Raw genomic sequence first — 25908 nt, forward strand, 5'->3', positions numbered from 1 at the left:
CCCGCTCAGTACCACCGGGGAGCCTTTTCGGTCCAAAAGGTCGAATCGTCAACGTCGAGGCTGCTGACTTCGACGATCTCGGCGTAGTCATCCGACAACCTCAGCTTCGCCGTCACATAAGTCTCATTTGACTCATACACCGAGTCGGTGTGTTCGGACCACCCGTATGCGTCATCTCGCGGGTCGCGCTCATCCCAGGTCAAGACATGCTCTGCCTCGAAACCGACGTGAAACGCAGCAGTGCATTCGTGGTCGCCAACGGCAATCACTTCAAACGAGGCAATTCCGACGGCGTGAATCTTCGAGCGGTCGATCCTGTATTGCTGATCGGAATGTTTGAATTCGCAGCCCGCCAGAACGCCCTTCATGTGGTCTTCCAAGAACTCCTGGTTGGCATTCACAGCGTTGATGCAAGCCTCGACGCGCTTGTCGCGGGACAGCAATAGTTCAGTCAGTTTTTCAAGTGAAGGAAAGTACAGCAGATCCTGGCTCCGATCGCATGCCTTCTCAAAATCCTCGTCACTGGAAACTACCGCAATAGAGGTGCCATGCTTCTTTGCGTAGTGCACAAGGATTGCAAACACGATGGCGTCCGGAAACTCCTTCCGCTTTTCAGCGGTCTTGCCAAACGGTGCGACCGTATGGTGATACCAGTCCATGATCTGTTTGATCTCCACACCGTCATAGCCAAGACGCACGTGTTTGAACTGACCCCAGAACCGCGCCCAAGCCTCTGCCTCGGTCCGGTACCGGTGGTACTTCAACGATGGCGCCACACGCTCGGTCAGCCGCTTGTAGCCAATCCATTCTTGGAGAAACGGCGCTTTGCGACGAATGTCGCTGGCAGCCTTTTCGAGTGCCTTTGATGCCTCCTCGGAGCGCTCGTCGATGTGCCGGCGGAGTTCCTGCTCAGTAGGTTCTGGCAGCAAGAGCGTCAGGTTCAGCTCCTTGCAGACCTTGGTGAAGGCTTGTATCGCGACCGACTCATAGTTGTAGTTGTTCTTGTCAAAGACGTTCGTGTCCAGGAACACCGCGCTGGGAATGCTCATGGTTGTTCGTATGCAGTCTGTAGTCGTGTATTGCCAAGTATCCGCCGCAGCAGTTCATGCTCTTCGGGGCGATGCGCCAACCAGATCGCCACAAATTCCGGCGTGCTTCGAGTTGTTTAAGGCATCAGGAGAAATGTCGGGGCTATAGCAGCATCAGCTCATCGTCCTCTGACTTGCGAGGGCGAACGTGGAGGTCGCCGCTGTCGGTGCGGAAGATTCCTGAAGATTGGATACCCGGTCCGTAGCCCCTTAGCCAGAGGGGCGCAGCATTCTCCTTGAGCTCGTAGTAGAGGTGACCTCGCTGGAAGAGGTATTGGTCAGCGAGTTCGACTGGCTCGCCAATCGTTGTCAGCAGCTGCAGTGAGGTCGGCTTGTTCGTCGACTGTCCAACTCCCATGTTCATCTGGAGCTGAACGCCCCTGTTTCGAAACAGCTCTGATGTGGCAGCCTGCGCGTGGTAGGTGATGGTGGAAGTACCGCCTGAATTTGCGACAGCTGCTTGGTACAGAACGATGGCGTCTACTTGGTGCGATGTATCGGCAACGAGTTCTTCGGCATACTGATGCAGCCGCGTGATGTTTGCGGTCGGATGAACCCGCATCAACACGACGTTGCTGTATTCGATTCTCAACGGTGCGCTGTTCTTGGAAAACGCGCGTACCGCATCCCTGAGCTTCTTGCGAAACTTGTCTTGCTCATTGGGGTGATTTGGTGATCGAACAATGAGCTGATAGGAGCCTGCGAGCACGTCCGGGAACCCGAGCGGCGAGATGGACACACCCAGATGGCCATCTCGTGATCGAAGATGCGTCGGCTGCATTGGTGTTTGACTCAGCAATTTTTCGAGCGACTTGAATGCATTCGAGTCGAAGTACTTCACCCCATCAGCAAACACGCGCCAAGCTCCGCCGCTGCCCCGAACACGAGGCTCGACATGCTCCTTCAGTCTCATGCATCCTTGACGGAACTGTGCCTCGTGCATCGAAACGTCGTGATTCTTGATGGAAACTCGCAGGACGTGACCGTCTCCCAGGGTCACTTCAACGTCGTGCCCGGCGTGCCTGCTTGGCATGGGCGCAACCCGTCCTCCGCCCGCAACCAATGCGCCGATCATCAGCATCTCGAAGATATGGCCATGGGCGCCCTGAGGCTGTTTGCGGATGGTCTTTGCACAAATTGAAAGCCAGTCCTGATGATCGGGTGCGAGGCTGTCTATCGCATGCGCTAACGCGAACAGTTCAAGCTGAGCTAAACGATCTTTGCGCCTCCAAAGGATCTGTAGCCTGTGCTCTCCCTGCTGGTCAAGCCACTTTGCATTGAACAGCTGCGCAATTGATTCTCGACACCGCCGAAGTTCTTCTGGTGTCGGCCGCTCTTGCTCGTTGGATTTCATCGATGTTGCACGCGTGCTCGTGCCCCCTCTATTTTGAAGTTAGAGGCAATTTTGTCTCGTGTGTATGCCACAAGCCGGTGGCGCCGAAACTTCTCGACAGCCTATGAAGACGGCAAGCCGCCCGTCTCGTTTAGCTGGTCGACGGTCATCAAAACAAGTTGGCGCGATTCCGGTGGTGAACACCGCTGCCGAGTGGCAACCGCATGCTTTAGGTGGTTTTAGGGGAATCGACTAATTAGGCCGATTGCCTAAAACGCCCTAATTCGGTGGCGTTGAGGGGCTAGTGCTTGAACCAGGATCCGTCTAGCTTCTTTTCGTAGATGACCGTCGATTCGTTGGTTGAGCGGACCAGGCGGATTCCATTCAACGCATCAGCCTTCGCCTTGTAGCCTTCGCCACTGTCGGCGATCACGTTGACGTTGTTCGAAGCGATGAGCCTCCAACGCCATTCCTGGTGGGAGTCTTGATACAGCTCGAATTTCATGGCGTTCCTCCGTGGTTGGTTTCTCTGGTCAAAAACTTTGATGCACCGACTATGCAAGACGAGCCTGCACGGCCAGCGCAAAACTCCTTGCAAATTCAACAGCGAACGATGCGTGCTCCAGCTGGGCTTGGAGGACTCGTGTACGCATCACCTGGCGTTGTCCTGACGGCGACGTGGAAACGTTGACCCCTAGAGCGCGGAATCGAAGTAGATCGCGAACATCGATCTGCACCAGCGCAGATAACGAGATCAGTCGTAGCCCGTTTAGATAGTCCGTGGTGGCTCGATTGGCATCGAACTCGCCGCGCCAGACTGCAACCGGAATCAACCGCTCCAGTACGTGCTCGATGGCTCTCACAGCTGCAGCCGACTCCACAAGCGCCTCGTCAAACTTCTCTTGCGCCAAGTAGCTCTCAGCGAGCTTGACGGCCGATCGAACCGCGTCATCTCTGATGGCATCGGCGAGGGAAAGCGACTTCCACTCGAGCGCGAAGAACTGTGGAACAGCTACTTCAGCAAAGTCGACGCCGTACCGGACAAAGCGCTCGGCATCTGCCTGCGTGACCGCTATGCCGCGGTGTTTGAACCCGTTGCGGCTGACCGTGATGTCGCGGACTCGTTGGGCGTGAGGCGTTGGGGGCAAGCCAGACTTCTGCTCGTGGGTGTCGAGCTCTTTGATCATGTCCGCAACGTTGGCCTTGTCGGTGATGGCCACCCCTCGATGCCGACACGCCGCCCGGATGATCAGCTCGACAGCGTCCTGCGTGAGCGATACCGCCTGGCCGTTGCCGTAGTCGTCTCGCCGAGACAGTTGCCGGTCTGCGTCATCGGCAAACTGTTTGGCAAGGCTCAGCTGCTGGACTTCATCCACCGTATCCCTCCCAGTTGATCGCGGCGCTACGAGCCGTGCCAGTCTAGCCACTAACCCGCCGCCGGAACGGACCCTTTGATTCCGAATCTGCGTGGTGCTACATTGCTCGAACGGCGCCAGCCAGAGTTCGAGCGGACTCAAAACCGGCACATCTTTTTCTGCAACACCCCTGTCAGTCGTGCAGCTCGCACGCGCCGGGCTGGAAGCCGCTCGAGACCCCGCGCAACTATAAGGAGCTCACGTCATGGCGCTCGTCCATCTTCCCGCTATTGCCTACGCCGTTCGCCAGCAACTGGCGACACAAGGCATCGCACTTACCACCGGCCACGCCCAGCAGCTCATCGTTGCTGCCCTCGGCCACAACAATCTCGCGTCGTTTCAGGCCTCGGGCGATGACCCGGGCTTTGCGCTCGCATCGGACATCGTCCTGGACCCTGCCAGGCTCGAATCTCGCGCCGCTGACTTGCAGCATGACCCCACGCCGTTTGGAGCGGCGTTGATCTTGGTGCTGGAGAAGCTCTACCCGGCGGCTACGCTCCACGAAGACCACGAAGAGTGGCTGATGGGCGTTGAAGAATCCTTCGCGCAGTCCATCGTCGACGACGACCGAGTCAACTCCGAGGTCTCGATGACGAATGGGACGTTTCCCCGCGCTTTTGTCGAGCTCACACCTTGGTGGGAAGCCTTCGACAAGTTTGACGGAGAGGACCTTCGCTATGACTTCAACGGCACCGTCAAGGTCGACCAAGATCCAGACCGCATCTACTATGGCGACGAGGTCGAAGTCAACGCGATCCTCACGGTTGAGCGCTTTGGACGGCGCCTTTTCGGCCGGCGCGATATTGAGGTCACCCGAGCGAGGCTGCGTTGGCTAGGTGAGCCGAGTTCGATGGACGAGTAGAGGCTACCCGGGTCGGAGTTTGCTGATCGCCCTCGACGAATTCGATCTTGGAATTCGGCTGCCGGGGGCGTGATGAAGAACTCCCGGCGCTTCAGCACACTGTCCGCTTGGGGTTGCAGAAAACCTCCGGCGCGCGGTACTGTTCATCCATGGACCATCCAGTCGACCGTGCCCTCCATGCGCAACTCCCTCCGAGCGCGCTGACCGAGGTCGAGCAGGAGGACTATCTCGATCGCCTCGAAGAACTTCAGCTGTTGCCATCACAGGCGGAGATTGAGTTCTTCGCTTCGCGGCGGCTGCGTGGCGTAGGTGTCGGGTTGGATGACGAGGGCAACCTTGTTCACCAACAGCGTGGTGGAGGCACAGTGCCGACTGCCAACTCAAAGCGCTGAGAACTCACTCGGGTTGCGTGTGGCGAGCGTCTTTGTCGCGCGCTGGCCGAAGAAGATCATGACGGCTTCGAACGATCTACCGCGATAGACACCCAACGCAGGATCAGCTGCCCCCACGCTCGGTGGAAGTGCTTCATCCCACCCCTCATTCATCGGCCAGGGCGCGATGGCCACCTTGTCATCCGTCATCGTGTAGACCACCCACGCACTTCCATCATTGAGCCGGTAGAAGATGAACGCGGACGAGGGATTCAAGAGCGGTGCCCACGGGTAATGCTGTTCGACCTTTGGAGCTGGTGCGGGTGAGGCCTGTGTCGGGCTTCGATCGCTGACCTGGTGGCCCTGGGCACGCTGCTGCTCCCGAGCTTGCCTCTCGACAACCTCCTTCACCCGAGCAGCGTCCTCTGCTGCCTTGGCATTGACCCTCTTCTGCGCGGCCGCCACCAGCCCAAGCGTGTCTGGATGATGGCGCCACTGCACACGCCCAAAGTTTCTTAGGTGCTGTTCTGCCCGACTGCGAATGCGCAGATCGGACAGCGGAGGCACCGAGCAGACGAAATCGACGCCGGCCATCCCGGCGCTCTGGTTTGCCTTGGCCGGGTACGGCTCACCAACCTCAACGAAGACGTTGGCGTCAATCTGCGAGTTCAATCGGCCAACCGCGATCGGTTCATAGCGCGTGCCTTTGGGAAGCCATTTCAATGGACCTTGAAACTGCGGCCTCCATTCCACCGTCTCGCTTCTGCCACCCAGTGGAGATGAGGCGCGCACGCTCACCTGATATGGCGGCAACAGAAGCACCTCTCGCAGCTTCAGGTATTCGATCGCCAAGCGGCGCAGCATGTTCATGGCGCCGGCATGGCACTCGGGACGCTCCTGGCCGGCTTCATGAGCGAAGTGCCATTCCTTCTCGTTTCCCTGCTTGGCGATCAGCGGGCTGTTGCATTCAGGACAACGGCATCCGCAGGCGGCACCGCGCTCCACTTCGCCGATGAAGCGCATTTCGCCATTGAGCCCGATGCCTGCGAAGAGGTTCATTGATTCGATGCGTCAAGCCAGTGTTGGCTGGCAGATCTAAACCCTCGGAAGCACGCTCACAGCTGAAGAAAGATCGGTCCGAAAGACTTCAAAGCAGCTACGCGCGGTGCGATATTGAGCCAGATTGGCGGCACATGCAGACTCGGGATCAAGAGGAGGCGTCCCTCCATACGAATACTGTACGCACAGTCGCCCAGCCACAGGCACTTCCTGATAGCTGCCGTCGTCCTGCTGCACCATCTCTGTCTCCGGCACGACCGATCGCGTCACAGCCTGCGTCAAGCCGATGGCGAGTCGAGGCCCAACTGCGTGACTCGACCGATTCCTGTAGTCATGGGTGAGTGCGCGGTAGGCTGGGGAATCAATCTGCCGCAGGTGATCCATGAAGGCTGCAGCTTGCGGCCAACTCGTCATCAGACCTTGTAGTCGGACTTCTTTTTGACGCCGCGTCATGTGTTTGGGCTTTTTCCCAGGCTCAGGATCTCCATCGAGATAGTCGCGATAGTTCCCCTGCGCCAGCCGCACCTGATGCACAGAATTGGTGGCGACGAAGATCAAAGCATCCCGCGTCGCACTCGGCTGGATGAGGCAACAGTGAGCCATGGGCTCCAGAAACTCTCGCCTCAGATCCCAGGCTTCTGCTTCTCCGTAGGTTCTGATGACTTCGTTCCAAGCCTGCCAACGTTGCAGGTGGTTGTGCCAAGCATTGAGCCGATTGGTGATCTCGCGAAGCTCATCGCGGATCATCTCTGAAGCCCACATGTTCAGCCGGGTCCGCTCGATGTCCGAAAAGTCGTAGGGAAGATAGGAGTCCGCTGGCTCCAGAGGACCCTCTTGCAGGCGAGTGGTGTAGCGGTCAAATGCCTGATGCAGAAACGTAAAGTAGTCGGAGGTCATTTGGCACCCGAGGTTTGCTCGGCTCATTCGCCCACCGGCAGCTCAGACCTCGAGCTGCCAGATGCCCGTCATCTTGTCTGGGTCGAGATTGGATCGGCTGTCGAAGACCCGGACGAACTCAAAGAAGGAGCGCACCGCCCAGTTCGCGCACCCAGCGCTCATGCTTTGCATGGTGAGGAAGTCGCTCTGCAGGTTCGGAAACGGGCTCAGCGGGTATCTGCCGTTCAGATCTTGAATGAGATCCGACCGCGTCTGGCGGCTGTCCCACGTTGGCTTGTAGTGAACCAGCGCATTTCTGAAGCCGATTAGGGTCAGCACATTCGTGTAGTACGGAGCCTTCTCGTCCAGCGGCGCCTGCTTGAGCAGCTTCAGCGCAAGCTGATATTTGGCGAGGATGCTCTTCTTCCGTTCGATTCCTCTTTCGCCCCAGAAAGCTTCTTCGAAGTTGGGAATCAAGGGTCTGAGAGCGCAATGCGGTGCAATGAACAGCTCGTTGATCAGCCCCTCTAGCGAGGCCGCCGTGGAGAGGATCGTCGCACTCACATACGAACGTATGTCGATGAACACGCCGTCGATATCCTGCGCCGAAGCGGCGCCTTCGATCGCGATGGCTCGGTCTCTAAACGTGGTGGCAGCCTTGAGGTGCTGCCAGGCAAAGTTGGCGATCTGCTGCACTTCTGCTGCGTCACCGAGATCGACCCCGTCCGTTCCGTCGGCTGCCAGCTGCGTCACGTTGAACTCCCGCCGCTCAGTGATTGCTCGAAGCGTTGCTGCAGCTTGGCTGTCGGAGCGTCCAGGTAGCGCAAGGCTGAATCAACGTCTTTCCACCCCACGTAGGCCATCAGCTCTTTGATGTCCCACCCGCTGGACGTAGCCCATCCGGCAAAGCCGCGCCGCAGCGAGTGGCTGGAATAGCTCTTGACCTGGTCAAGACCAGTTTGCTCGAAGAGGCCTCTCAGGAGCGGAATGATGCTGGTTGGGCGCATCGACTCGTCGCTGATGGAGCCCCACCGGTCGATGGCCGGATACACCGGCCCAGACGTGCGACCCGACAGGGCGACCCACTCGAGGTAGGCCTCCACCGGGCACAGCCGCGACAGCGCAGGGCAATGGAACGTCCGGCCTTCGAACTCGCGGTCACCCTTGCTGCGAGGCAGTCGGCATGTCAGCCCCCTGCCGTCGACCACCTCGACGTCTTCGATGCGCATCCGGGTGAGCTCGTCCGATCGGAACGCGCGCCAGAAGCCGAGCAGCAGTAGCGAGCGGTCCCGGGTCGCTCTGAGCACGTCTATGGGGCGGCTTTGCTGCAATGCCTCCAACTGGCGGCGTTTCAGCTCGGCGTTCACCCGCTCAAGCTGTTCCAGCTCGAGTGGCTTGGCTTGCTTCTGAGCCGAGGTGTGTGTGGCGCGAATGCCCTTGAGCACCTTGCGCACGATCGGCGTCCTGGTCGGATCCGCAAACCCATGATCGGCGTGCCAACGCGCCAGTGCAGCCACGCGCTGCCGGAGAGTGCTCAGCGCGTGCTGAGGCGCATACGCGGCCAGGTAGCGCGCGACCGAGTCGCTGGTGGCCGGCAATAGCCCATTCCACTCCTGCTCGAAGTGGCGGATGCAGGCGGCATAGCTGCGCAGCGTGCTTTCGCGATCTGCTGCCTGCAGGTAGTCGTCGAGGTCCCCGAGTGCCATGCGGCATTCTGAACCAACCGTTCACGCGGCCAAGGCCACCAGCTCTGTGTCGTTCAGTGGCGTCCAGCCAGGTAAAGCTTCGAAGAAGCGGGCGACGCCGAGGCGTGCCGGTTCATCGCCACAGGTGCCATACAGGTCGTCAGCCAGATCCATCGCGTGCTCATCGGTCATCACCGGCACGTACTGCTGCAGCAGATCCATGGCTTCGGCAATCCACAGCTCCCTCATCTCTTTCCCCCTGTTTGGTTGTGCTGCGAATGCTCGCCTGCCACCAGCTAGGCGGCAATCCCGCTGCGGGCGGCCTCCGTTTGGGGGAATCGGGCGCGGCGCCTCGGTCCGGCTGCCGGCTCAACGACGCGGGTCTGAGCTGGCCTGTTTGAACTCCTTCAGTTCGTCGTCCAACGACGTGACCGCGAGCTGGTACAGGATGGCGTTTTGCGCAAAGGCCGCACGCTCGCGGTCGAGGTCAACGGTGTTGCCATCCAAGTTGGTCTGTGCAGGCTGCACAAACTGGGCAAATTCGAGCGTGCTCCTCTGAACACCCACATCCGCGGACAGGTGCTGAGGCGAAGTGGTGGCCAAAGGTGGCGTTGGCATGAAGCGCGTGGCTTGCTCCAGCGCCGCGGAGAAGTCCATGTCCCGCGCTCGATAGTGCGGTGTATCTGCATTGGCGATGTTGCTCGCGAGCAGCGTTTGCCGTTGGGCTCTGAAGAGCAAGGCCTTGGCCTTCCAGTCGTCATCTGGGCCGCTGGCCGCGCCAGCTCCGGTCGGTGTCGGTCGGATCGAATCGGACATTGTGTTGACGGCTTCGGCCGAGCCGCAGCATGAGGCCACTGTGCCGGGTCACTCTATGAGCCGGTCACCTACCGCAGGCGGTCTGCCAGATGACAAATTTGTCATCCAGGCGAGGCAAGCTCACCGACATCCGACGCGCACGCGCCAGGCTTCTTGCGCCAGCAAGGCGACAAGTGGTACAGGGTGATGGCGAAAGCCGCGCAGATCCAGCCTGTCCACAACCAGTGACTGACGAAATGGGCGCCGCGCATCACCTGAACCCAACCGAGCGCAGCTCCCAAAGCGAGCGTGACAAGCAGCCATGCCTGTGAAGCGCGTGGCGAGATTGCGCGAAGAGCAAGCCAGCCGGGAAGAAACGAAAAAGCCATGGACGCGTGGCCGGAGGGAAAGCATTGCCCTGGGCCACCATCGGCGATGCGGCTCCAGTGCGACACATGGCTGGGCACGCTGCCTCCGAACAACTTCAGGTCCCAAGGGCAACTGGTCAAGTTGTAGCGGCGCAGCCAGGAGATGAGCGTGGCGCAGCCGATCGTTGTGAGGAACAGCCAGGCTCTCTGCGAACGCGTGAGCCTCTTGAGCCCCGAGATCGGGAACCAGATGCTGACGGCCAAGGCAAGCACCAAGGGCCAGGCGACGAATTTCACCTTGTCGTGAAACAGCGAGGCCGTCAGCCAATGGTCACGCCACCGAAAACCCTTGTCGGTTCCAAATAGCTGACTGACCCAACGGTCCAATCCGCTGGCATCCCAGAGGACGATCAGCACCATCGCGGCTAGGAGGCCGACGACATCGCGTCGCAACCTCGTGTCCGGTCCGGCGAGAGTCGAACCGCTATGCACTGGACTGCACCCGGCGAGTCACGCGGCAAGCGTCACCGAGCGCGGGCCATGCAAGGCAGGCGCGCACAACGACTGAATGTCCTAGCGCGCCTTGCCGCAGTTCGGGCAGAAGCTTGTTCCTTGCGCGAGCGTGGTGTTGCAGCCCGAGCACTGGGTTGAGGTTTGCCCCGCTCCGCACTGACTGCAGAAACGACCACCAGGGCTCGTGACGGCGCCGCATTTCGAACACGCAAGGCCGCCGCCCGCGGCTTGTTGTGGCATCGGGCTCGGGACGTTGCCGTATCCGTACCCGTGTCCACCGCCGTGATGTCCGCTGCGATGGTGGCCGCCTCCATGCGAGCCGGTGACGCCGCGCAAAAGCTTTTCGAACATGCTCATTTGGTACTCCTGTCAGACGGTGGGGGGTGATCGGTTGTTCTCATTGGAAAGTCTCTTGCCCATATAGAGTCAAGCGCCCCGAGGCCTGGCCGCGCGTAGATGACAGGTTTGTCATCTGATTGTTCGGAAGTCGTCAGAAAGTGCTTCGTAGAGTCGCCCAAGGTCAGCGCGCTCCAGACGCGGCCGGAGACGAAAGGCAGCTCCATGAGCGTAGATCGGTTGCCCGAGGACAACTACGGTGTCCGGGTGATGTGCAAAGACGACCGCGTGCGCCTGCTTTGGCTGGCCAACGAGGTTGGAGAGGACGCGCTGCGAATCAGCGTGCGCAAGTACCAGCAACGTTTCGCTGGTGCCATGCCCTACGTGTCCAAGATGCTGCGGTGGCACCGGCTCGAGGTTCCATCCGAGGTGTGCGTGCCGCAGTACGTCCGCTAGTGCACAGACCGCTGAGGCCGGTGACCCCGTCGTACCCGCACTTCACACACTCAAAAAGGAAGCTCATATGAAGCGCTCTCTATTCATCGCTGCTCTTTCAACCCTGGCAGCAGGCTCAACACTCGCCCAAAGCAACGTCACCATCTACGGACGTCTCAACGAGACCGTTGAGCGCGAAAAGGTGGCTGGAAACAGTCGCACCGTGGTCAACGACAACGCGTCTCGTCTGGGGTTCAAGGGGTCAGAAGACCTGGGAGGCGGTCTAAAAGCCAACTTCTTGCTCGAGCACCGTTTCCGCCCGGACACCGGTACAGCCGCCGGCGACTTCTGGGCTGGCGACAGCTGGGTGGGCCTGTCCAGCAGCAACTACGGTGCCCTGCGACTGGGGCGCATGATCAGCACGGCTTACTTCGCAACGGCTGACTACGTCAGCTATCACAACCACGACACCGGCTCTTCGTCCGATGCTCTGTACAACCTTGGCTTCCAGAGCTGGTACACGAAGAACAAGATTGCGTACAAAACGCCTTCGCTGGCTGGCGCCACGGTGGAAGTCCAGTACGGCCTGCGCGAAACCGGCGTGGCTCCGGCTTCGGACCGGAACAGCAATGGCTTCGAGCTCGCCGCCAACTACAACGTCGGCGACCTCGCGCTGGGCCTGGGGTTCACCAAGGACGGCGCAGACAAGCAGGTTGCCGTGCGTGGCCAGTACACGATCGGTGCCTTCACGCTCGGTGGCTACTACCAGCGCACGGGGTTCAAGGACATCTACGCAACGGGGGGCAAAGCCAACATCTTCCGCCTGTCCGGGATGTACACATTGGGCGCTTCCGAGTTCCACGCCAATGCCGGCCTGGCAGGCAAACGCGACGGCATCGCGGACAGTGATGCACAGCAGTTCACCCTGGGCTACAACTACAACCTGAGCAAGCGCACCAAGGTCTACACCTATTTCACCAAGATCAACGCGGAGGCGGCCACCGCCTACGTCGCCGACTACAGCTCGCTCGCCCTGGGCATCCGCCACAACTTCTGATCGCCTCGATCAGCGAAAGGAAGACCGGCCGGGCGAAAGACCTGCCGGTCTTCCTGGCAGCGTGCCTAGCTGATCGCGTTCGGAATCGAAGTGATCGTGCGCTGCAGGTACTCGACGAGGATCGAGACCATCCACGGCCCGGCGATCAGCAGCGCAACGACGGCAACGATCAGCTTGGGCACAAAGGACAGCGTCGGCTCGTTGAGCTGGGTGGCGGCCTGAAACACGCTCACGATCAAACCAATCCCCAGCACCGCCAGCAGCACCGGTGCGGCGATCAACAAGAGGATCTCGAGGCCTTGCTGACCGATGGTGAAGACCTGTTGAGCGTCCATGGCCTGCCTTTGGTAGTTGAGAGAGTTAGGCCGTCACAGCAGCGCTGGCCGCTTGTGGGGAGTGGGATCCGTCATTGCCGGTGCTTCGCAGGCGCGCAGCCCACGTGCAGCCGCCAGCAAGTCCAACTCGGACCGATAGACGCCCGTCTGAACGCCGAACGCGCCCAGCAGCGTGTGAAAAAGGTTGTCGTGCGCGGCCGGCTGGGTGGCCAAGGTCTGCAGACAGGTCACCTCCGGCGCCAGCGTCTGCTGGGCACCGGGACTCATCCACATCAGCATCGGCACATGGAACTGCTCGTGCGGCGCCATCCAACGCGGCATGCCGTGCAAATAGACGCCGCGCTCACCCAGCGACTCGCCGTGATCCGAGACATAGATCAACAGCACGTCTCGGCCTGACGGCTGTTCGGCCAGCTGGTCGATGGTGCGAGCCAACACACGACTGGTGTAGTCGATGGTGTTGTCGTAGGTGTTGATCAGCGCCTGGCCGTCGCACTCCTGCAGGCGGTTGGAGTCGCAGGTCGGCGTGAACCTCGCCGGCGCTGGGTAGCGCTTGTAGTACGCAGGTCCGTGGCTGCCGCGCTGATGCATGACGACCAGAGCGTCTTGGCTGGACGATGAGATCTTCTCCACCAGCGCCGGCACGAGCGCTTCATCGAAACACTCGTTGTCGGTTCCCCAAGCCTTGTCCTGGACCGTGGAGGTCGGAACCCGCTTGCAGACCTCCTTGCAGCCCGAGTTGTTCTCGATCCAGCTGACTTCCACGCCGGCACGTTGCAGCACGTCCAGCAGGTTCTCCCGCTGGCCGGCGGTATCCGCCGAGAAGCGTTCAGCGCCGACGTCCGAGAACATGCAGGGCAAGGACGTGGCGGTGTCGGTGCCGCAAGACGTGACCTGTGAGAAGTAGACCAAGGACTTGCCCGCCAAGGCCTCATTGGTCGGCCTGGGATAACCACCGAGCGAGAAATTGTCGGCTCGAGCGGTCTCTCCGACGACCAGCACCACCAGCAGCGGCCGCGGACGACTTTCAATCCGCTTGGCATCGGTGCCGACCCGTTCCAGGTCGGTCTTGCGTTGGGAGCGCAGCACCGAGTAGAGGCCACCCAGGTAGTTGCTTGGCACCAGCTGCAGCCGCAGCTCCCGGTGGTTGCGGAAGGTGGACGCGTACAGGGGGTAGAACGCCGCCAGCGCGGCACTCAGGCTGAGCCCGGTGATGCTGAACAGAATCGTGCCTTGCGTGAACCATTCACGCGGCCTGACCGGCCGCACACGCAGGATCAGGACGATGCCCGCGGGCAGAACGCCACGTACCAGGAAGTCGAGCAGGAGCGAGCCGCTCATCAGATCGCCGGCCTCGCGCAGATCGGTCTGCACGACGTTGCGCATCATGTGCTTGTCGAGCAGCACGCCCCAGCTGTCCACGAAATGTGCAGCGAGTGCCGAGGTCAGCAAGAGGATGGCCGAGATCGGCTTGGCCAGCCGAAACGGAGCGAAGCACCAAAGCACCGTGGTGGCGGCGAACCAGAGCACCAGGCCCACGGCGATCGTGGCCGCTGCCGCCGAGAGCGACGGTGTCTGCGCTGCGGCGAAGGTCCGCCAGAAGGTGACGTTGTCCACCGTCACCAGCCACAGTGCGACACCGCCCGCCAAGGCGACCGATGACAATCCGCTGCTGTTATCGGCCGCAGGGACACGGCCGTGCAACAAGGGACGCAGCCTCACGTTGAGCCACAGGCTCGCGCGGCGCCGTCCAGTTGTACGTCAAGGGTCTCTCCACGCATGTGGAGATGCAGGCAGATCGATAGGCTCACCGGATGTCCCCGACAAAAAAGACGGGTGGCTCCACCACCCGCCAATCACCACCACCTGTCAGCGGCGGAACGTCGGGTTCTGGGCCACATGCACCGTCAGGGGCTGGCTGCTGAAGCCGGCCGGCGCGAATCTGTCGAGGTCGACCGCCTTGCGATCCAACCCGTTGAAGGTCCAGGAGAACTCCTTGCCTTCGTTGCGGAACTTCACCGTCTCGCCGTAGGCCACCCGGAGGTGGCGTGCCGTTCCCAGATCCACCACGCGTGCGTTCGCGATCGAGCCTTGGTCCGCAGGCTGTCCCCAGAAAGACTGCCCGTTGCGGAAGACGTCGTTTGCCGATGCCGGCAAGGCCGCTGCGCCGAGCACGATGGCGGCGATGAGGGTTGAGGTTGAACGCATGAAGATCTCCTTCTCAAGATGTCCGCGCCACTGCTGTCGGTGCGGGATGCCAACTGCTGAGGCATCGAGAAGGACTCTAAAAATCTGGCCCTGTCGAGGGCCAAACGATCAAATGACAAAGCTGTCATCTGCGACCGAGCGGTGTCGGTCGTGTGAGCTCGTGCGCGTTCTGATGGAGGCCGTAGCGGCCGCGGTCACTTGCGCGTGTTGCGCGGCGTCTTTGGATGGGCGCCATGCACATGCTCATGGGCATGCGCATGTTTGGTCGACGGCTTCCTCGCCGACCCCGACAGCGTCGACAAGATGCCGCAGTCTTTGCCGGCTTGGATGTCCTCGCATTGGGACCGCAGCGCCTTCAGTTCCTTCTCCAGGCTCTTGAGCTCTTGAATGCGCTCGGCGACATGGTCGATGTGTGCGTCCAGCAGCGCGTTGACGGCGCCGCAGTCGGCTTGCGGTGCATCCTTGAACCCGAGCAGCAGGCGGATCTCCTCCAGCGTCATGTCCAAGGACCGGCAGTGGCGAATGAACGCGAGGCGGTCGACATGCTCGCTGCCATAGATGCGGTAGTTGCTGCTGGTCCGTGCCGGCACAGGCAACAGCCCCTCCTGCTCGTAGAAGCGCACGGTCACGACAGGTGTTCCCGTTGCGTCGGCAAGTTCTCCGATCTTCATGGTGGCTCCCGGGAGGTGTTGCGGCGGTGTTGACTCTACATTGGCTATAGAGTTTCCAATCCCTGGACAGCATCTACTCAGGAGACTCCCATGGGCTTTTCCAAGCGCATTCGTCCTTTTGTGAGCCGGGAACTGAAAGCCGCCGAGGCGGCCGACGCCGCAGATCGGCCGGAGGTGTCGTTTGGGCATCTGGAGCGTGCGCACGTTCTGGGACAGGCCTCGACCGTGGAGCACGTCCGAGCCCACCTGCACATGTTGTTGTGGGCGCTGCGGCATCGCCGCGCCAAGGAAGTCTTCGGCCAGGTCACGCGCATCGTCGGCGCCGCCACCAAGACCGTGTTCTGGATTCCGGTGGGCAACACCGGTGGTGCGAACGTCAGTCCGTTCAAGCGCATGCCCATCCCGGGCGATCTGGCCGGTGTCATCGCCGAAGCGAAAGACGCCCGAGGCTCAGCCTCTCGCTGAGCCTCGTCACCCGCTCAGTTGCGGGTCAGCGGGTTCTGCTGCACGTAGACCTGGCCCTGCGTCGCAGGGAAGTCAGCCGGTGCGATCTTGGCAACCGGGACCGCCTTGCGATCGAGGCCGTTGAAGGTCCACGAGAACTGCTTGCCGTTGGGTGCTTGGAAGGTCACGGTCTCGCCGTACGGCACCGTCACGCTCTTGGTCGTGGCCACGTCAACGACCCGCGACGACTTGGCGCCGGCCACCGCTGGTTGACCGAACATGGACTCGCCGTTGCGGAAGACGTCCTTGCCGGTGGCCATGGCGTGAAGCGGGATGGCGGTGGCGATGGTCAGTGCAGCGATGCGGAGGAGACGAGAGGTGTTCATGGGGTTCCTTTTGAGTGAGGGGCTTGCTCATCAAGCCCGTGTTGATCACGCAAAAGGACTGTAGAAATCAGGCGCTGACCACAGGGCAACGCACAGATGACAGTTGCGTCATCTAGGTGCTTGTCGTGGTCGATGTGGGCTCCAGCCCTCGCTGCTTGAACGCCAGCAGCCGCAGCGCGTTGATGACCACGAGCAGCGTGGATCCTTCATGGAAGAGCACCGCGACGCCGATGTTGAGGCCAAGGATGGTGGCTGGAATCAGCATGGCGACCACGCCCAGGCTCACCCACAGGTTCTGCTTGATCACCCGGCTGGTGGCGCGTGAGAGGCCGACTGCCAACGGCAGCTGCGCCAGGTCATCGGCCATCAGCGCGACGTCGGCCGTCTCCAAGGCCACATCGGACCCTGCAGCACCCATGGCGATGCCCACGGTGGCATTCGCCATCGCGGGCGCATCGTTGACGCCGTCGCCGACCATTGCCACCTTGCCCGTGTCACCGCGCAGCTTCTTGATGGCTTCGACCTTGTCGTCAGGCATCAGGTCGCCGCGCGCTTCGGTGAGCCCGACCGACTGCGCCACGGCATCGGCCACACGCTGGTTGTCGCCGGAGATCATGATCAGCCGCTCGATCCCGAGGGCTTTCAGCGACTGCATCACGCCTGGTGCGGAAGACCGCGGCGTGTCCATCACGCCCAGGATGCCCAGATACCGGTTGCCATGGCGCACCAGCATCGTGGTGCGTCCTTCGGACACCAGGCGGTCGTTCTCCACCACCACCTCCGGCGGGATCTGCGAGCCTTCGATCTCCTTGAAAAGCACGGCTTTGCCGATGTGGACCACGTCGTTGCCGAGCCTGGCCTGGACGCCGCGTCCCGTCACGCTTTGCACATCGCGCACCTCCAGCAGGGGGTGATTGGCGCCCAGCTTCTCGCGCGCTCCTGTGACGATCGCCGCGGCCAGGGGATGGTCGCTGTGCTGTTCCACCGCCAGCGCCACGGACAGCAGCTCAGACTCGCTCACACCGCCGGCCGGGGCGACATCGGTCAGGCGCGGCTTGCCTTCGGTCAGGGTGCCGGTCTTGTCGAACGCGATCGCAGTCAGCGTGCCCAGGTTCTCCAGCGGGGCACCGCCCTTGACCAGCACGCCGCTGCGAGCCGCTCGTGCGACACCGCTCAGGACGGCGCTCGGCACCGAGATCGCCAGCGCGCACGGACTGGCAGCCACCAGCACCGCCATCGCCCGGTAGAACGTGGCGCTGAACGGCTCGTCGATGACCAGACCGGCACCCATCAACAGCACCACCAGGATCAGGACGGCTGGAACGAAGATCTTCTCGAACTTGTCGGTGAAGTTCTGCGTGGGTGAGCGCTGTGCCTGCGCCTCGGTCACCAGCCGGACCACACGCGCCATCGTCGACTCGCTGGCACGCTTGGCGACCATCATCTCCAGGGCACCATTGCCGTTGATGGTGCCGGCGAAGACCCGGTTCTCCGGCGGGAGCTTGTCGAAAGACGCCAATGCGGCCTTCGGATCGGCGACCGGCTGCTTGTCGACCGGCACGCTCTCGCCAGTCACGGGTGCCTGGTTGACGCTGCTGGTACCGAGCACCACGATGCCGTCGGCCGGCAGCCGCTCGTTCGGCTTCACCAAGACCACCTCACCGGGGTTCAGGGTGCCCACGGCGACCTCCACGACCTGGCCGTCCCGGCGCACCAATGCGCGTTCGGGTGCGAGCTTCGCCAGCGCTTCGATGGCACGCTTGGCACGACCCATTGCGTAGTGCTCCAACGAGTGCCCCAGGCTGAACAGGAAGAGCAGCAATGCGCCTTCCTCCCACTCGCCCAGCACGGCAGCGCCGAAGGCCGCCACCAGCATCAGCGTGTCGATCTCGAACCGTTTTGCGCGCAGGTTTTCGACAGCCTCACGCAGCGTGTAGAAGCCGCCGAAGATGTAGGCGGCAAAGAAGAACCCCAGGGCGACCGGGTTGGAGATCAGCTGCGAGCGCCAGAGCAACCACCCGACGAGCAGGAACGCGCCGGAGAGCAGCGAGAAGATGAGCTCCGAGTTCGCGCCGAAGATGCCACCGTGGCTGTGGTCGTGGTCCTGATGGCCTTGCTCATCCGCATGGCTGTGGTCGTGACCGTGCTTGTCGCCGTGCTGGTGGCCATCACCGTGCTCGTGGTCATGCGGTTCCGTCTCACTGTGACCAGCGTGTTCCTGGCCGTGCTCGGTGGGCACTGGTTTCGACGCGGCATGGGTGTTCACGACGCGCAAGTCCAGCGACTTCAGCCGGCTCAGCAGCTGGCTGTCGGGCAGGAGTTGCCGGTCGTACTCGATCCGTGCCACGCCCGATGCCGAGGCGTCGGCTTCCAGGACGCCGGGGATGGCACGCAGCTGATCCGTGAGCCGCCTCGCCGCGCGGGCATGCGTCGGGGCTTGTTCGGCCACCAGGTGGCCGTATCGCTTGGTCAGGCCGGCACCGGTGTTCATTGCCAACTCACGCACCTTGCGAAGTGGCACCTGCTCCGGGTCGAAGTGGATGCAAAGCTGCGGCTGGTCACCGTCGGTCTTGATGTGCGCCTTCTCGATGCCGGGTTGCTCTTCCAAGGCTTTGGTCAGTCGCTGCACGCAGGCATCGCGCTCGTCCGCCACGGACGGCAGGACGATGGAAAGCTCCAGATTCAGTCGCTGCGGGTTGCTCATGGGGTGACCTCCTTGGTCTTGTGAGATTCGGGTGGCAAGGCGCGCGCTGGCGCGGAAGTGGCCTCGGAAGCAGCCGTTCGGCGCAAGGTGAAGCCGACCGTGGTGTGGCCTTGCGAGGAGCGTGCAAATGGGGTTCCGCCATGCATCTGCGCGATCGCCGCGACGATCGACAACCCCAGGCCGTGATGGCGGTCAGCGTTCTTGCGAGAGGTCTCCGCACGGTAGAAGCGATCGAAGATGCGGCCGACGCGGTCGGCCGGGATGGTCTCGCCTTCGTTTTCGACCTGCAGGTGGACCTCGTCCTGGTGGACGCCCACCACGATGTTCACGATCGACCCGGTTCGCGCATACCTCGCGGCGTTGGACAAGAGGTTGGATGCGGCGCGCTCGATCAGCGAGCTGTCGATGTCCGCCGCGGCATCGCCATGCACCTGGACCATCAGCGAGTGGTCCGCCAGTGCGGCTTCGTGGAAGGACGCCACGCGCCAGAGCAACTGCGCGAGGCTGCCCACGGGCTTGCGGCGTGCCTGGGTGCCATGGTCGGCATGCGCGAGGAAGAGCATGTCCTGCACGATCCGGGCAAGGCGCTGCAACTCTTCCAGGTTGCATTCGAGCAGCACGCGCAGCTCTTCGGCCGAGCGATCTCGCCTCAGCGCGATCTCGGTGCTGCCGATCAGGGTGGACAGTGGCGTGGCCAGCTCATGCGCAACATCCGCGTTGAAGGCCTCCAACCGGTCGAACGCGCACTGCAGACGTCCCAGCAGCTGGTTGAACTGGAGCACCAGCGGCGCCAGCTCATCGGGCTGTGCCGAGCCGTCCAACCGGCGCTCCCGTGTCTCCACCGACAGCATGCTGGTCTGGTCGACCAGGCGCCTGACCGGTTGAAGCCCTCGACGAACGAGAACGGAGCCGCCCGCCGTGATCAGGAGCGCACCGACCGCGGCCGCGGCGGACAGCGACGCTGCCAGCAGGTTGAGCGTGGCCGCATCCGCACTCACGTCCAGGGCGAGGCGGGTCTGCCAGGCGCTGCCACTGCCGTCGGGCGCCGGCAATGCGAACCGGAGCAACCGCTGGGCTTCGCCCGGACTGTTGCCCGCCCATCGGAAGAACATGCTTCCGTCATTGCGCAGGATCTCGACCGACAACAAGGTCTGCCCGACCAGCACGTCACCGAGCTTGTGGGTCAAGAGGCGCTCATCGCCGGTCTCGAGGGCTTCCTTGAACAGGTGCTCCAGCTGAACCCTGGGGCGGTCCAGGCGCTCGACCTGCTGTTCGCTCAGCCCCAGGTACGCCCAGCCGAACACGGCAGCGCAGACCATGGCCAGAACCGTCAGGCTGAGCAAGGCGAGCCCGACCGACAGCCGGCGGGTGAGAGACCCTGCGGCCACGGTCTTCACCCGCGGTCCTCCAGGACGTAGCCGAAGCCACGCACCGTGTGCAACATGGGTCGCTCGAACGGCGCGTCGAGCTTGTGGCGCAGGCGCCGCACGGCCACATCGATCACGTTGGTGCCGCTGTCGAAGTTCATGTCCCAGACGCGCTCGGCGATTTCGGTGCGCGACAGCACCTCACCCTGGCGGCGCAGCAGCAACTCCAGCAGCTGCAGCTCCTTGGCGGTCAGGTCCAGGCGCTGGCCGGCACGAACCGCTCGGCGCTTGAGCAGGTCCAGCTCCAGATCGGCGAGGCGCAGCATGGTCTCCACGCCGGGCGCCTGCGCCGGGCGAGCCCGTCTGAGAAGCGCGTGCAAGCGCGCCACCAGCTCCGAGAACGCGAAGGGTTTGACGAGGTAGTCGTCGGCGCCGGCGCGCAGGCCTTCGACACGGTCGTCCGTGTGCTGCCGAGCGCTCAGCATCATCACGGGCGTCGTCTTGACCTTGCGCAGCGCGGCCAGCAGCGACATGCCGTCGATGCCGGGCAGCATGCGGTCCAGCAACAGCACGTCGTAGTCGCACTCGGTCGCGAGGTGCAGACCATCGATGCCGTTGTGCACCACGTCGACGACGAAGCCTTCTTCGCTCAACCCCTTGTGCAGGTACGCAGCGAGCTTGGTTTCGTCTTCCACCAGAAGAACCCTCATCGGCGGCCGGCCTCGCTCATTTGCGCCGGCGACTTGCGCGGCGTTCCTCTCGGCGGACAGCGCGGCGCTTGCGGTCGCGCAATGCCATGACCACTCCGAAGACGACGGCCGCGATCAGCCCGACGATCGCCGACACCCAGATGTAGGCGTGCGCGGATTCTTCGGCTGGGCTCATGTCGCAGGCACTCTGGCGAAGCCACACACATTCCGGTCACTTCAGGGTGAAGCGCACGCTCGTGGCAGCGCCGCCGGCCAGGGTGACCTGTCCAGCCACTTTGGTGCCCGCGCCGACCTTGAAGCTGCCCTTGGCCTCGAGGCGATCGCCCGCTGGTGCGAGCGTCACATCCGCCTTGTCGCTGGCCGACAGCAGCGTGAGCTTGGCACTCGCGCCCTTGAGGTCCACCGGTTTGCCGTGGTCGCTGACGTAGAGCGTCAAGGTGTCGGCCTTGGCGACCAGTTCGTAGTTGACGTCCTTCACGACGCTGACCACGCCGCCGTAGGCCGGCTTGGCTTCATGCGCATGGCTGCCGGCCTTGCCGCCGCCGTGGTCGTGCCCCTTGTGGGTGTCGACAGCCAGTGCCGAGGTGCTGCCGAGGGCAAGGGAGATGGCCAGCATGGAGATGGAACGGGAGTTCATGGTGTTGCCTTTCGTGGGTTGAACGGAGGAGTGAATGAAGTGCCCAGGGTCACGGGCGGGATGCCGCGGTGGAGGTGGCGGCTTCAGCCGCCTCTGCGCGCGCCGCCAGGGCGGTGCGCGGCTCGGTCCAGTGAGAGTTGTCGAATGCGTCTGGGCACGGCGTGGTTTCGCACTGCAAGGTCACGTGCTCGATCGAGAAACGGTCGTGCAGCAGCGCGCGCAGGATCGAGATCAACTCCTGCGGTGCCATGGCGGCCTCGTGCACGACGTGCGCGCTCAGGCTGGCCTTGCCGCTGGTCAGCGCCCAGATGTGAAGGTCGTGGAGCCCGGTCACGCCGGGGACACCTTGGATGGCTTGCGAGACGGCCTGCGCATCGATGCCGTCCGGCACACCTTCGAGCAGGATGTTCAGGCTCTCCTTGAGCAACACCCAGGTCCTCGGCAGCACCCACAGTCCGATGGCCACGGCCACCAGGCTGTCCACCCAGGACCAGCCGGTGTAGCGGATGACCACGGCCGCGACGATGACGCCGATCGAGCCCAGCAGGTCGCTCCAGACCTCGAGGTAGGCGCCCTTGATGTTGAGGCTCGCGTCCTTGCCGCTTGCCAGCAGCCGCATGCTGATCAGGTTGATCACCATGCCGAGCGTCGCCACCACCAGCATGCCGGTCGACTCGATCGCGGCGGGTTGCTTGAATCGCTGCCAGGCTTCGACCAGGATGTAGATCGCGACGCCAAACAGCAGCAGCGCGTTGAACGCGGCCGCCAGGATCTCGAAGCGGTGGTAGCCGAAGCTGCGCTTGAGGTCAGCCGGTCGCCTTGCCACGCGGATGGCCGCCAGCGCGATGGCCAGTGCCGCCGCATCCGTGAACATGTGGGCAGCGTCGGAGATCAGTGCCAGGCTGCCCGTCAGGACACCGGCGACGACCTCGGCAATGAGGAAGCTGAAGGTCAGCCCGAAGGCCAGCCACAAGGCTTTCTCGTTGTTCGGGGTGGCCGGTGCGTGTTGGTGGTTCGAACCCATGGTGTGCTCCTGGCGCGACCGAGTGATCGCGCCGTTGGGTCATGCAGGCATGTCCGCCGCTGCGGTGGGCGGCCGCCGCTCGGCCACCTCGTCCTCTTCGTCATCGCGCCGGTGGGCAATTCGGTACAGGACCGGCAGCACCAGCAGCGTCAGCGCCGTCGAGGACAAGATCCCGCCGATCACCACGGTGGCCAGCGGACGCTGCACCTCGGCGCCAGTGCCGGTGGCCAGGGCCATCGGAACAAAGCCGAGCGAAGCGACAAGCGCGGTCATCAGCACCGGGCGCAGCCGGGTCAGCGCGCCTTCGTGGATCGCGGCGTCGAGCGTGTGGCCACCTTCGCGCAGGTTGCGGATGAAGGACAGCATCACCAGCCCGTTCAGCACCGCCACACCGGACAGTGCGATGAAGCCCACCGCCGCCGAGATGGACAGCGGGATGCCACGCATCCACAGCGCGATGATCCCGCCCGTCAGCGCAAACGGAATGCCGGTGAAGACCAGCAGGCCGTCCTTGATGTTGCCGAACATCGCGAAGAGCAAGGTGAAGACGAGCAACAGCGACACCGGCACCACCACCTTGAGGCGGTTGGTCGCCGACTGCAGGTTCTCGAACTGGCCGCCCCAGGTCATCCAGTAGCCGCTTTGCAGCTTGATCTGTTGCTGGATGGCCTGCTCGGCCTCGGCGACGAAGCTGCCGATGTCGCGGTCTCGCACGTTCGCACTGACCACGACCCGGCGCTTGCCGTCTTCGCGGCTGACCTGGTTGGGTCCAGGCGCCAGCGACAGCGTGGCGACCTCGCTCAGCGGGATGAAGCGCTGCGCGTTGTCGGCTCCCTTGGGCAAGGCGATCGGCAGGCGGCGGATCGCCTCCTGGTCCGAGCGCAGGTGGTCCGGCAGACGAACGAGGATGTCGAAGCGGCGATCGCCTTCGAAGAGCGTGCCGGCCTCGCGGCCGCCGATCGCGGTGCCGAGCGTGTCCTGCACGTCCTGAACATTGAGGCCGTAGCGTGCGGTCTTCTCTCGGTCGATCTGCACCGTGAGCATCGGCAGGCCGGTGGTCTGCTCGACGTTGACCTCCGCGGCACCGGAGATGCCTTGCAGCACCCCGGCGATGCGCGTGGCCGTGTCGTTGAGCACGTCCATGTCGTCGCCGAATACCTTGACGGCCACGTCGGCTCGCACGCCCGAGATCAGCTCGTTGAAGCGCAGCTGGATCGGCTGTGAGAACTCGTAGTTCTGACCTGGCAGCTTGGCCACCTCGGCCTTGACGGCCGCGACGAGCTCCTCGCGCGTCTTGCGCGGCTCAGGCCAGTCTTTGGCGGGCTTGAGCATCACGTAGCTGTCCGAGATGTTGGGCGGCATCGGGTCGGCGGCGATCTCGGCCGTGCCGGTGCGGGCGAAGACCCGCTCGATCTCGGGGAACTTGGCCTTGAGCGTGCTCTCGAGCTGCTGCTGCATCGCGACCGACTGCGACAGGCTCGTGCCTGGGATGCGCAAGGCCTGCACCGCGAAGTCGCCTTCGTTCAGGCTCGGCACGAACTCGCTGCCCAGGCGGGTGGCCAGCAGGCCGGAGAGCACGACGGTGATGGCGGCAACCGTCAGCACCAGCGGCTTGGCCTGCATCACGCGACCCAGAAGCGGCTCATAGGCACGCTTCGCCCAGCCCATCAGGCGGTTCTCTTTCTCGTCGACCTTGTTGCCGATGAAGAGCGCAACCGCCGCCGGCACGAAGGTGACCGACAGGATCATGGCGCCGATCAGTGCGATCACGACCGTGAACGCCATCGGGTGGAACATCTTCCCCTCGACGCCAGCCAGCGCGAAGATCGGCAGGTAGACGATCATGATGATCAGCTGCCCGAAGATCAGCGGCCGACGCGCTTCCTGCGACGCGAGGAACACCTCGTGGAAGCGCTCGGAGCGTGTCAACGGCCGCCCGTGGTGGGCTTGCGCATGTGCCAGGCGCCGCACGCAGTTCTCGACGATCACCACCGCGCCGTCGATGATGATCCCGAAGTCCAGCGCCCCCAGGCTCATCAGGTTGGCACTGACCTTCTGGTTCACCATGCCGGTGAAGGTGAAGAGCATCGACAGCGGGATCACCATCGCCGTCAGGATGGCCGCCCGGATGTTGCCGAGGAAGAGGAACAGGATCGCGATCACCAGCACCGCGCCTTCGATCAGGTTCTTCTTGACGGTGTTGATGGCCTTGTCGACCAACAAGGTGCGGTTGTAGACCGTCACCGCGTGCACGCCTTTCGGCAGGTTCTTGTTGATCTCGACCATCCGCTTGTCCACCGCTTCGGAGACGGTGCGGCTGTTCTCGCCGATCAGCATGAAGACGGTGCCGAGCACCACCTCGCGGCCGTTGTCGGTGGCTGCGCCCGTGCGCAACTCCTTGCCGATCTCCACCGTGGCCACGTCGCGGATGCGAACAGGCACGCCGGCCTCGTTGCGCAGGACCACGTTGCGGATGTCGTCGACCGAGCGCACCTGGCCCGGGGCGCGGATCAGGTACTGCTCGCCTTTGCGCTCGATGTAGCCGGCACCGACGTTGGTGTTGTTGCGGTCGAGCGCATTCACCAGGTCGGCCAGCGTCAGGCCATAGGACGACAGCTTGGTCGGGTCCGGCGCGACGTGGTACTCCTTGGCGAAACCACCGATGGAGTTGATCTCGGTCACGCCCGGCACGGTGCGCAGCTGCGGCTTGATGATCCAGTCCTGGATCTCGCGCAGGTCGGTGGGTGTGTAGGGATTGCCGTCCGGCTTCGTGGCGCCATCCTGGGCTTCCACCGTCCACTGGTAGATCTCGCCCAAACCGGTGGAGATCGGACCGATGGCGGGTGTCACGCCCTGGGGCAGCTGATCCCGAGCCGTCTGGATGCGTTCGTTGACCAGTTGGCGTGCAAAGTAGATGTCGGTGCCGTCCTTGAAGATCACCGTCACCTGCGACAGGCCGTAGCGCGACAGTGAACGGGTCTGCTGCAGGCCCGGCAGGCCGGCCATCACCGTCTCGATCGGGAACGTGACGCGCTGCTCGGTCTCGAGCGGCGAGTAGCCCGGTGCGCCGGTGTTGATCTGCACCTGCACGTTGGTGATGTCGGGCACGGCGTCGATCGGCAGCTTCTGGTAGCTGAAGACGCCGAGCGCGGCCATGCCGAGCACGGCGAGTAGCACCAGCCATCGGTGCTCGATGGCAAAGCGAATGATTCGTTCAAACATGAAGGAG

Annotated in this window: 29 protein-coding genes; 5 read left to right on the forward strand and 24 right to left on the reverse strand. The window is 62.9% G+C overall.

What is annotated here, in order from left to right:
- Positions 1-5: 5 nt before the first annotated feature.
- The 4 genes from KF892_03560 to KF892_03575 all read right to left on the reverse strand — a co-directional run bounded on the left by KF892_03560 (position 6) and on the right by KF892_03575 (position 3797).
- Positions 6-1049 carry a DUF4935 domain-containing protein gene (locus tag KF892_03560; GenBank protein MBX3624067.1) on the reverse strand — a complete coding sequence of 348 codons (1044 nt, stop codon included), beginning with the start codon at positions 1047-1049 and terminating at the stop codon, positions 6-8.
- Between the two features lie 142 nt (positions 1050-1191).
- A complete protein-coding gene (locus KF892_03565) occupies positions 1192-2442 on the reverse strand; it encodes a hypothetical protein (GenBank protein ID MBX3624068.1) in 1251 nt (416 codons plus the stop codon).
- 280 nt (positions 2443-2722) lie between these two features.
- Complete coding sequence (locus tag KF892_03570; protein MBX3624069.1) at positions 2723-2926, reverse strand: DUF1508 domain-containing protein; 204 nt, start codon at positions 2924-2926, stop codon at positions 2723-2725.
- A gap of 49 nt (positions 2927-2975) precedes the next feature.
- Entirely contained in the window at positions 2976-3797 is an 822-nt protein-coding gene (locus KF892_03575; protein MBX3624070.1) for a hypothetical protein, read from the reverse strand.
- A gap of 244 nt (positions 3798-4041) precedes the next feature.
- On the opposite strand from KF892_03575, the gene KF892_03580 reads away from it, so the two are divergent.
- Positions 4042-4698: a hypothetical protein gene (locus KF892_03580; GenBank protein MBX3624071.1), complete on the forward strand. Its 657-nt coding sequence runs from the start codon at positions 4042-4044 to the stop codon at positions 4696-4698.
- A gap of 149 nt (positions 4699-4847) precedes the next feature.
- Positions 4848-5090, forward strand: coding sequence for a hypothetical protein (locus KF892_03585; GenBank protein ID MBX3624072.1), 243 nt, complete (start codon positions 4848-4850; stop codon positions 5088-5090).
- On the opposite strand, the gene KF892_03590 is transcribed toward KF892_03585, so the two are convergent.
- The 8 genes from KF892_03590 to KF892_03625 form a co-directional block, all read right to left on the reverse strand.
- Positions 5079-6128 (reverse strand): hypothetical protein, encoded by a 1050-nt coding sequence (locus KF892_03590; protein MBX3624073.1) that lies wholly within the window; start codon positions 6126-6128, stop codon positions 5079-5081. The genes KF892_03585 and KF892_03590 overlap by 12 nt on opposite strands.
- Before the next feature lie 36 nt (positions 6129-6164).
- Complete coding sequence (locus KF892_03595; GenBank protein MBX3624074.1) at positions 6165-7025, reverse strand: hypothetical protein; 861 nt, start codon at positions 7023-7025, stop codon at positions 6165-6167.
- Positions 7026-7067: 42 nt separating this feature from the next.
- The gene (locus KF892_03600; GenBank protein MBX3624075.1) at positions 7068-7757 is read right to left on the reverse strand and encodes a hypothetical protein; all 690 of its coding nucleotides are present in this window, start codon (positions 7755-7757) and stop codon (positions 7068-7070) included.
- Complete coding sequence (locus KF892_03605) at positions 7754-8710, reverse strand: site-specific integrase (protein MBX3624076.1); 957 nt, start codon at positions 8708-8710, stop codon at positions 7754-7756. Before KF892_03605 ends, KF892_03600 begins: the two co-directional genes overlap by 4 nt.
- Positions 8711-8731: 21 nt before the next feature.
- Positions 8732-8911 (reverse strand): hypothetical protein, encoded by a 180-nt coding sequence (locus tag KF892_03610; GenBank protein ID MBX3624077.1) that lies wholly within the window; start codon positions 8909-8911, stop codon positions 8732-8734.
- A 147-nt stretch (positions 8912-9058) separates the two neighbouring features.
- Positions 9059-9505 carry a flagellar basal body rod protein FlgB gene (flgB, locus tag KF892_03615; protein MBX3624078.1) on the reverse strand — a complete coding sequence of 149 codons (447 nt, stop codon included), beginning with the start codon at positions 9503-9505 and terminating at the stop codon, positions 9059-9061.
- A 101-nt stretch (positions 9506-9606) separates the two neighbouring features.
- Positions 9607-10272 carry a phosphatase PAP2 family protein gene (locus KF892_03620; GenBank protein MBX3624079.1) on the reverse strand — a complete coding sequence of 222 codons (666 nt, stop codon included), beginning with the start codon at positions 10270-10272 and terminating at the stop codon, positions 9607-9609.
- 153 nt (positions 10273-10425) lie between these two features.
- Entirely contained in the window at positions 10426-10722 is a 297-nt protein-coding gene (locus KF892_03625) for a zinc ribbon domain-containing protein (GenBank protein MBX3624080.1), read from the reverse strand.
- 204 nt (positions 10723-10926) lie between these two features.
- Between KF892_03625 and KF892_03630 the strand changes: the two genes are divergently transcribed.
- Positions 10927-11157 carry a hypothetical protein gene (locus KF892_03630; GenBank protein MBX3624081.1) on the forward strand — a complete coding sequence of 77 codons (231 nt, stop codon included), beginning with the start codon at positions 10927-10929 and terminating at the stop codon, positions 11155-11157.
- A 67-nt stretch (positions 11158-11224) separates the two neighbouring features.
- The gene (locus KF892_03635) at positions 11225-12193 is read left to right on the forward strand and encodes a porin (GenBank protein MBX3624082.1); all 969 of its coding nucleotides are present in this window, start codon (positions 11225-11227) and stop codon (positions 12191-12193) included.
- A 65-nt stretch (positions 12194-12258) separates the two neighbouring features.
- Here the strand turns inward: KF892_03635 and fliQ are convergent, their stop codons facing one another.
- The 4 genes from fliQ to cadR form a co-directional block, all read right to left on the reverse strand.
- Positions 12259-12528: a flagellar biosynthesis protein FliQ gene (fliQ, locus tag KF892_03640; protein MBX3624083.1), complete on the reverse strand. Its 270-nt coding sequence runs from the start codon at positions 12526-12528 to the stop codon at positions 12259-12261.
- A 33-nt stretch (positions 12529-12561) separates the two neighbouring features.
- Positions 12562-14235 (reverse strand): phosphoethanolamine--lipid A transferase, encoded by a 1674-nt coding sequence (locus tag KF892_03645; GenBank protein ID MBX3624084.1) that lies wholly within the window; start codon positions 14233-14235, stop codon positions 12562-12564.
- 162 nt (positions 14236-14397) lie between these two features.
- A complete protein-coding gene (locus KF892_03650) occupies positions 14398-14736 on the reverse strand; it encodes a CzcE family metal-binding protein (GenBank protein ID MBX3624085.1) in 339 nt (112 codons plus the stop codon).
- A 194-nt stretch (positions 14737-14930) separates the two neighbouring features.
- Positions 14931-15407, reverse strand: coding sequence for a Cd(II)/Pb(II)-responsive transcriptional regulator (cadR, locus tag KF892_03655; protein MBX3624086.1), 477 nt, complete (start codon positions 15405-15407; stop codon positions 14931-14933).
- A 90-nt stretch (positions 15408-15497) separates the two neighbouring features.
- On the opposite strand from cadR, the gene KF892_03660 reads away from it, so the two are divergent.
- On the forward strand, positions 15498-15872 hold the full coding sequence (locus KF892_03660) for a DUF3703 domain-containing protein (protein ID MBX3624087.1): 375 nt from the start codon (positions 15498-15500) through the stop codon (positions 15870-15872).
- 14 nt (positions 15873-15886) lie between these two features.
- Here KF892_03660 and KF892_03665 read toward each other — a convergent pair whose 3' ends face one another.
- The 8 genes from KF892_03665 to KF892_03700 form a co-directional block, all read right to left on the reverse strand.
- The gene (locus KF892_03665; GenBank protein MBX3624088.1) at positions 15887-16237 is read right to left on the reverse strand and encodes a CzcE family metal-binding protein; all 351 of its coding nucleotides are present in this window, start codon (positions 16235-16237) and stop codon (positions 15887-15889) included.
- Between the two features lie 112 nt (positions 16238-16349).
- Positions 16350-18941 carry a heavy metal translocating P-type ATPase gene (locus KF892_03670; GenBank protein MBX3624089.1) on the reverse strand — a complete coding sequence of 864 codons (2592 nt, stop codon included), beginning with the start codon at positions 18939-18941 and terminating at the stop codon, positions 16350-16352.
- Entirely contained in the window at positions 18938-20338 is a 1401-nt protein-coding gene (locus tag KF892_03675) for a heavy metal sensor histidine kinase (GenBank protein MBX3624090.1), read from the reverse strand. Before KF892_03675 ends, KF892_03670 begins: the two co-directional genes overlap by 4 nt.
- Positions 20335-21018, reverse strand: coding sequence for a heavy metal response regulator transcription factor (locus KF892_03680; GenBank protein ID MBX3624091.1), 684 nt, complete (start codon positions 21016-21018; stop codon positions 20335-20337). Before KF892_03680 ends, KF892_03675 begins: the two co-directional genes overlap by 4 nt.
- A gap of 16 nt (positions 21019-21034) precedes the next feature.
- A complete protein-coding gene (locus tag KF892_03685) occupies positions 21035-21193 on the reverse strand; it encodes a hypothetical protein (GenBank protein ID MBX3624092.1) in 159 nt (52 codons plus the stop codon).
- Between the two features lie 36 nt (positions 21194-21229).
- Positions 21230-21655: a hypothetical protein gene (locus KF892_03690; GenBank protein MBX3624093.1), complete on the reverse strand. Its 426-nt coding sequence runs from the start codon at positions 21653-21655 to the stop codon at positions 21230-21232.
- A 49-nt stretch (positions 21656-21704) separates the two neighbouring features.
- Complete coding sequence (locus tag KF892_03695) at positions 21705-22679, reverse strand: cation transporter (GenBank protein ID MBX3624094.1); 975 nt, start codon at positions 22677-22679, stop codon at positions 21705-21707.
- Between the two features lie 39 nt (positions 22680-22718).
- Positions 22719-25901, reverse strand: coding sequence for a CusA/CzcA family heavy metal efflux RND transporter (locus KF892_03700; protein MBX3624095.1), 3183 nt, complete (start codon positions 25899-25901; stop codon positions 22719-22721).
- Positions 25902-25908: the final 7 nt, after the last annotated feature.

It is taken from the genome of Rhizobacter sp. (assembly GCA_019635355.1).
GTDB lineage: Bacteria > Pseudomonadota > Gammaproteobacteria > Burkholderiales > Burkholderiaceae_C > Rhizobacter.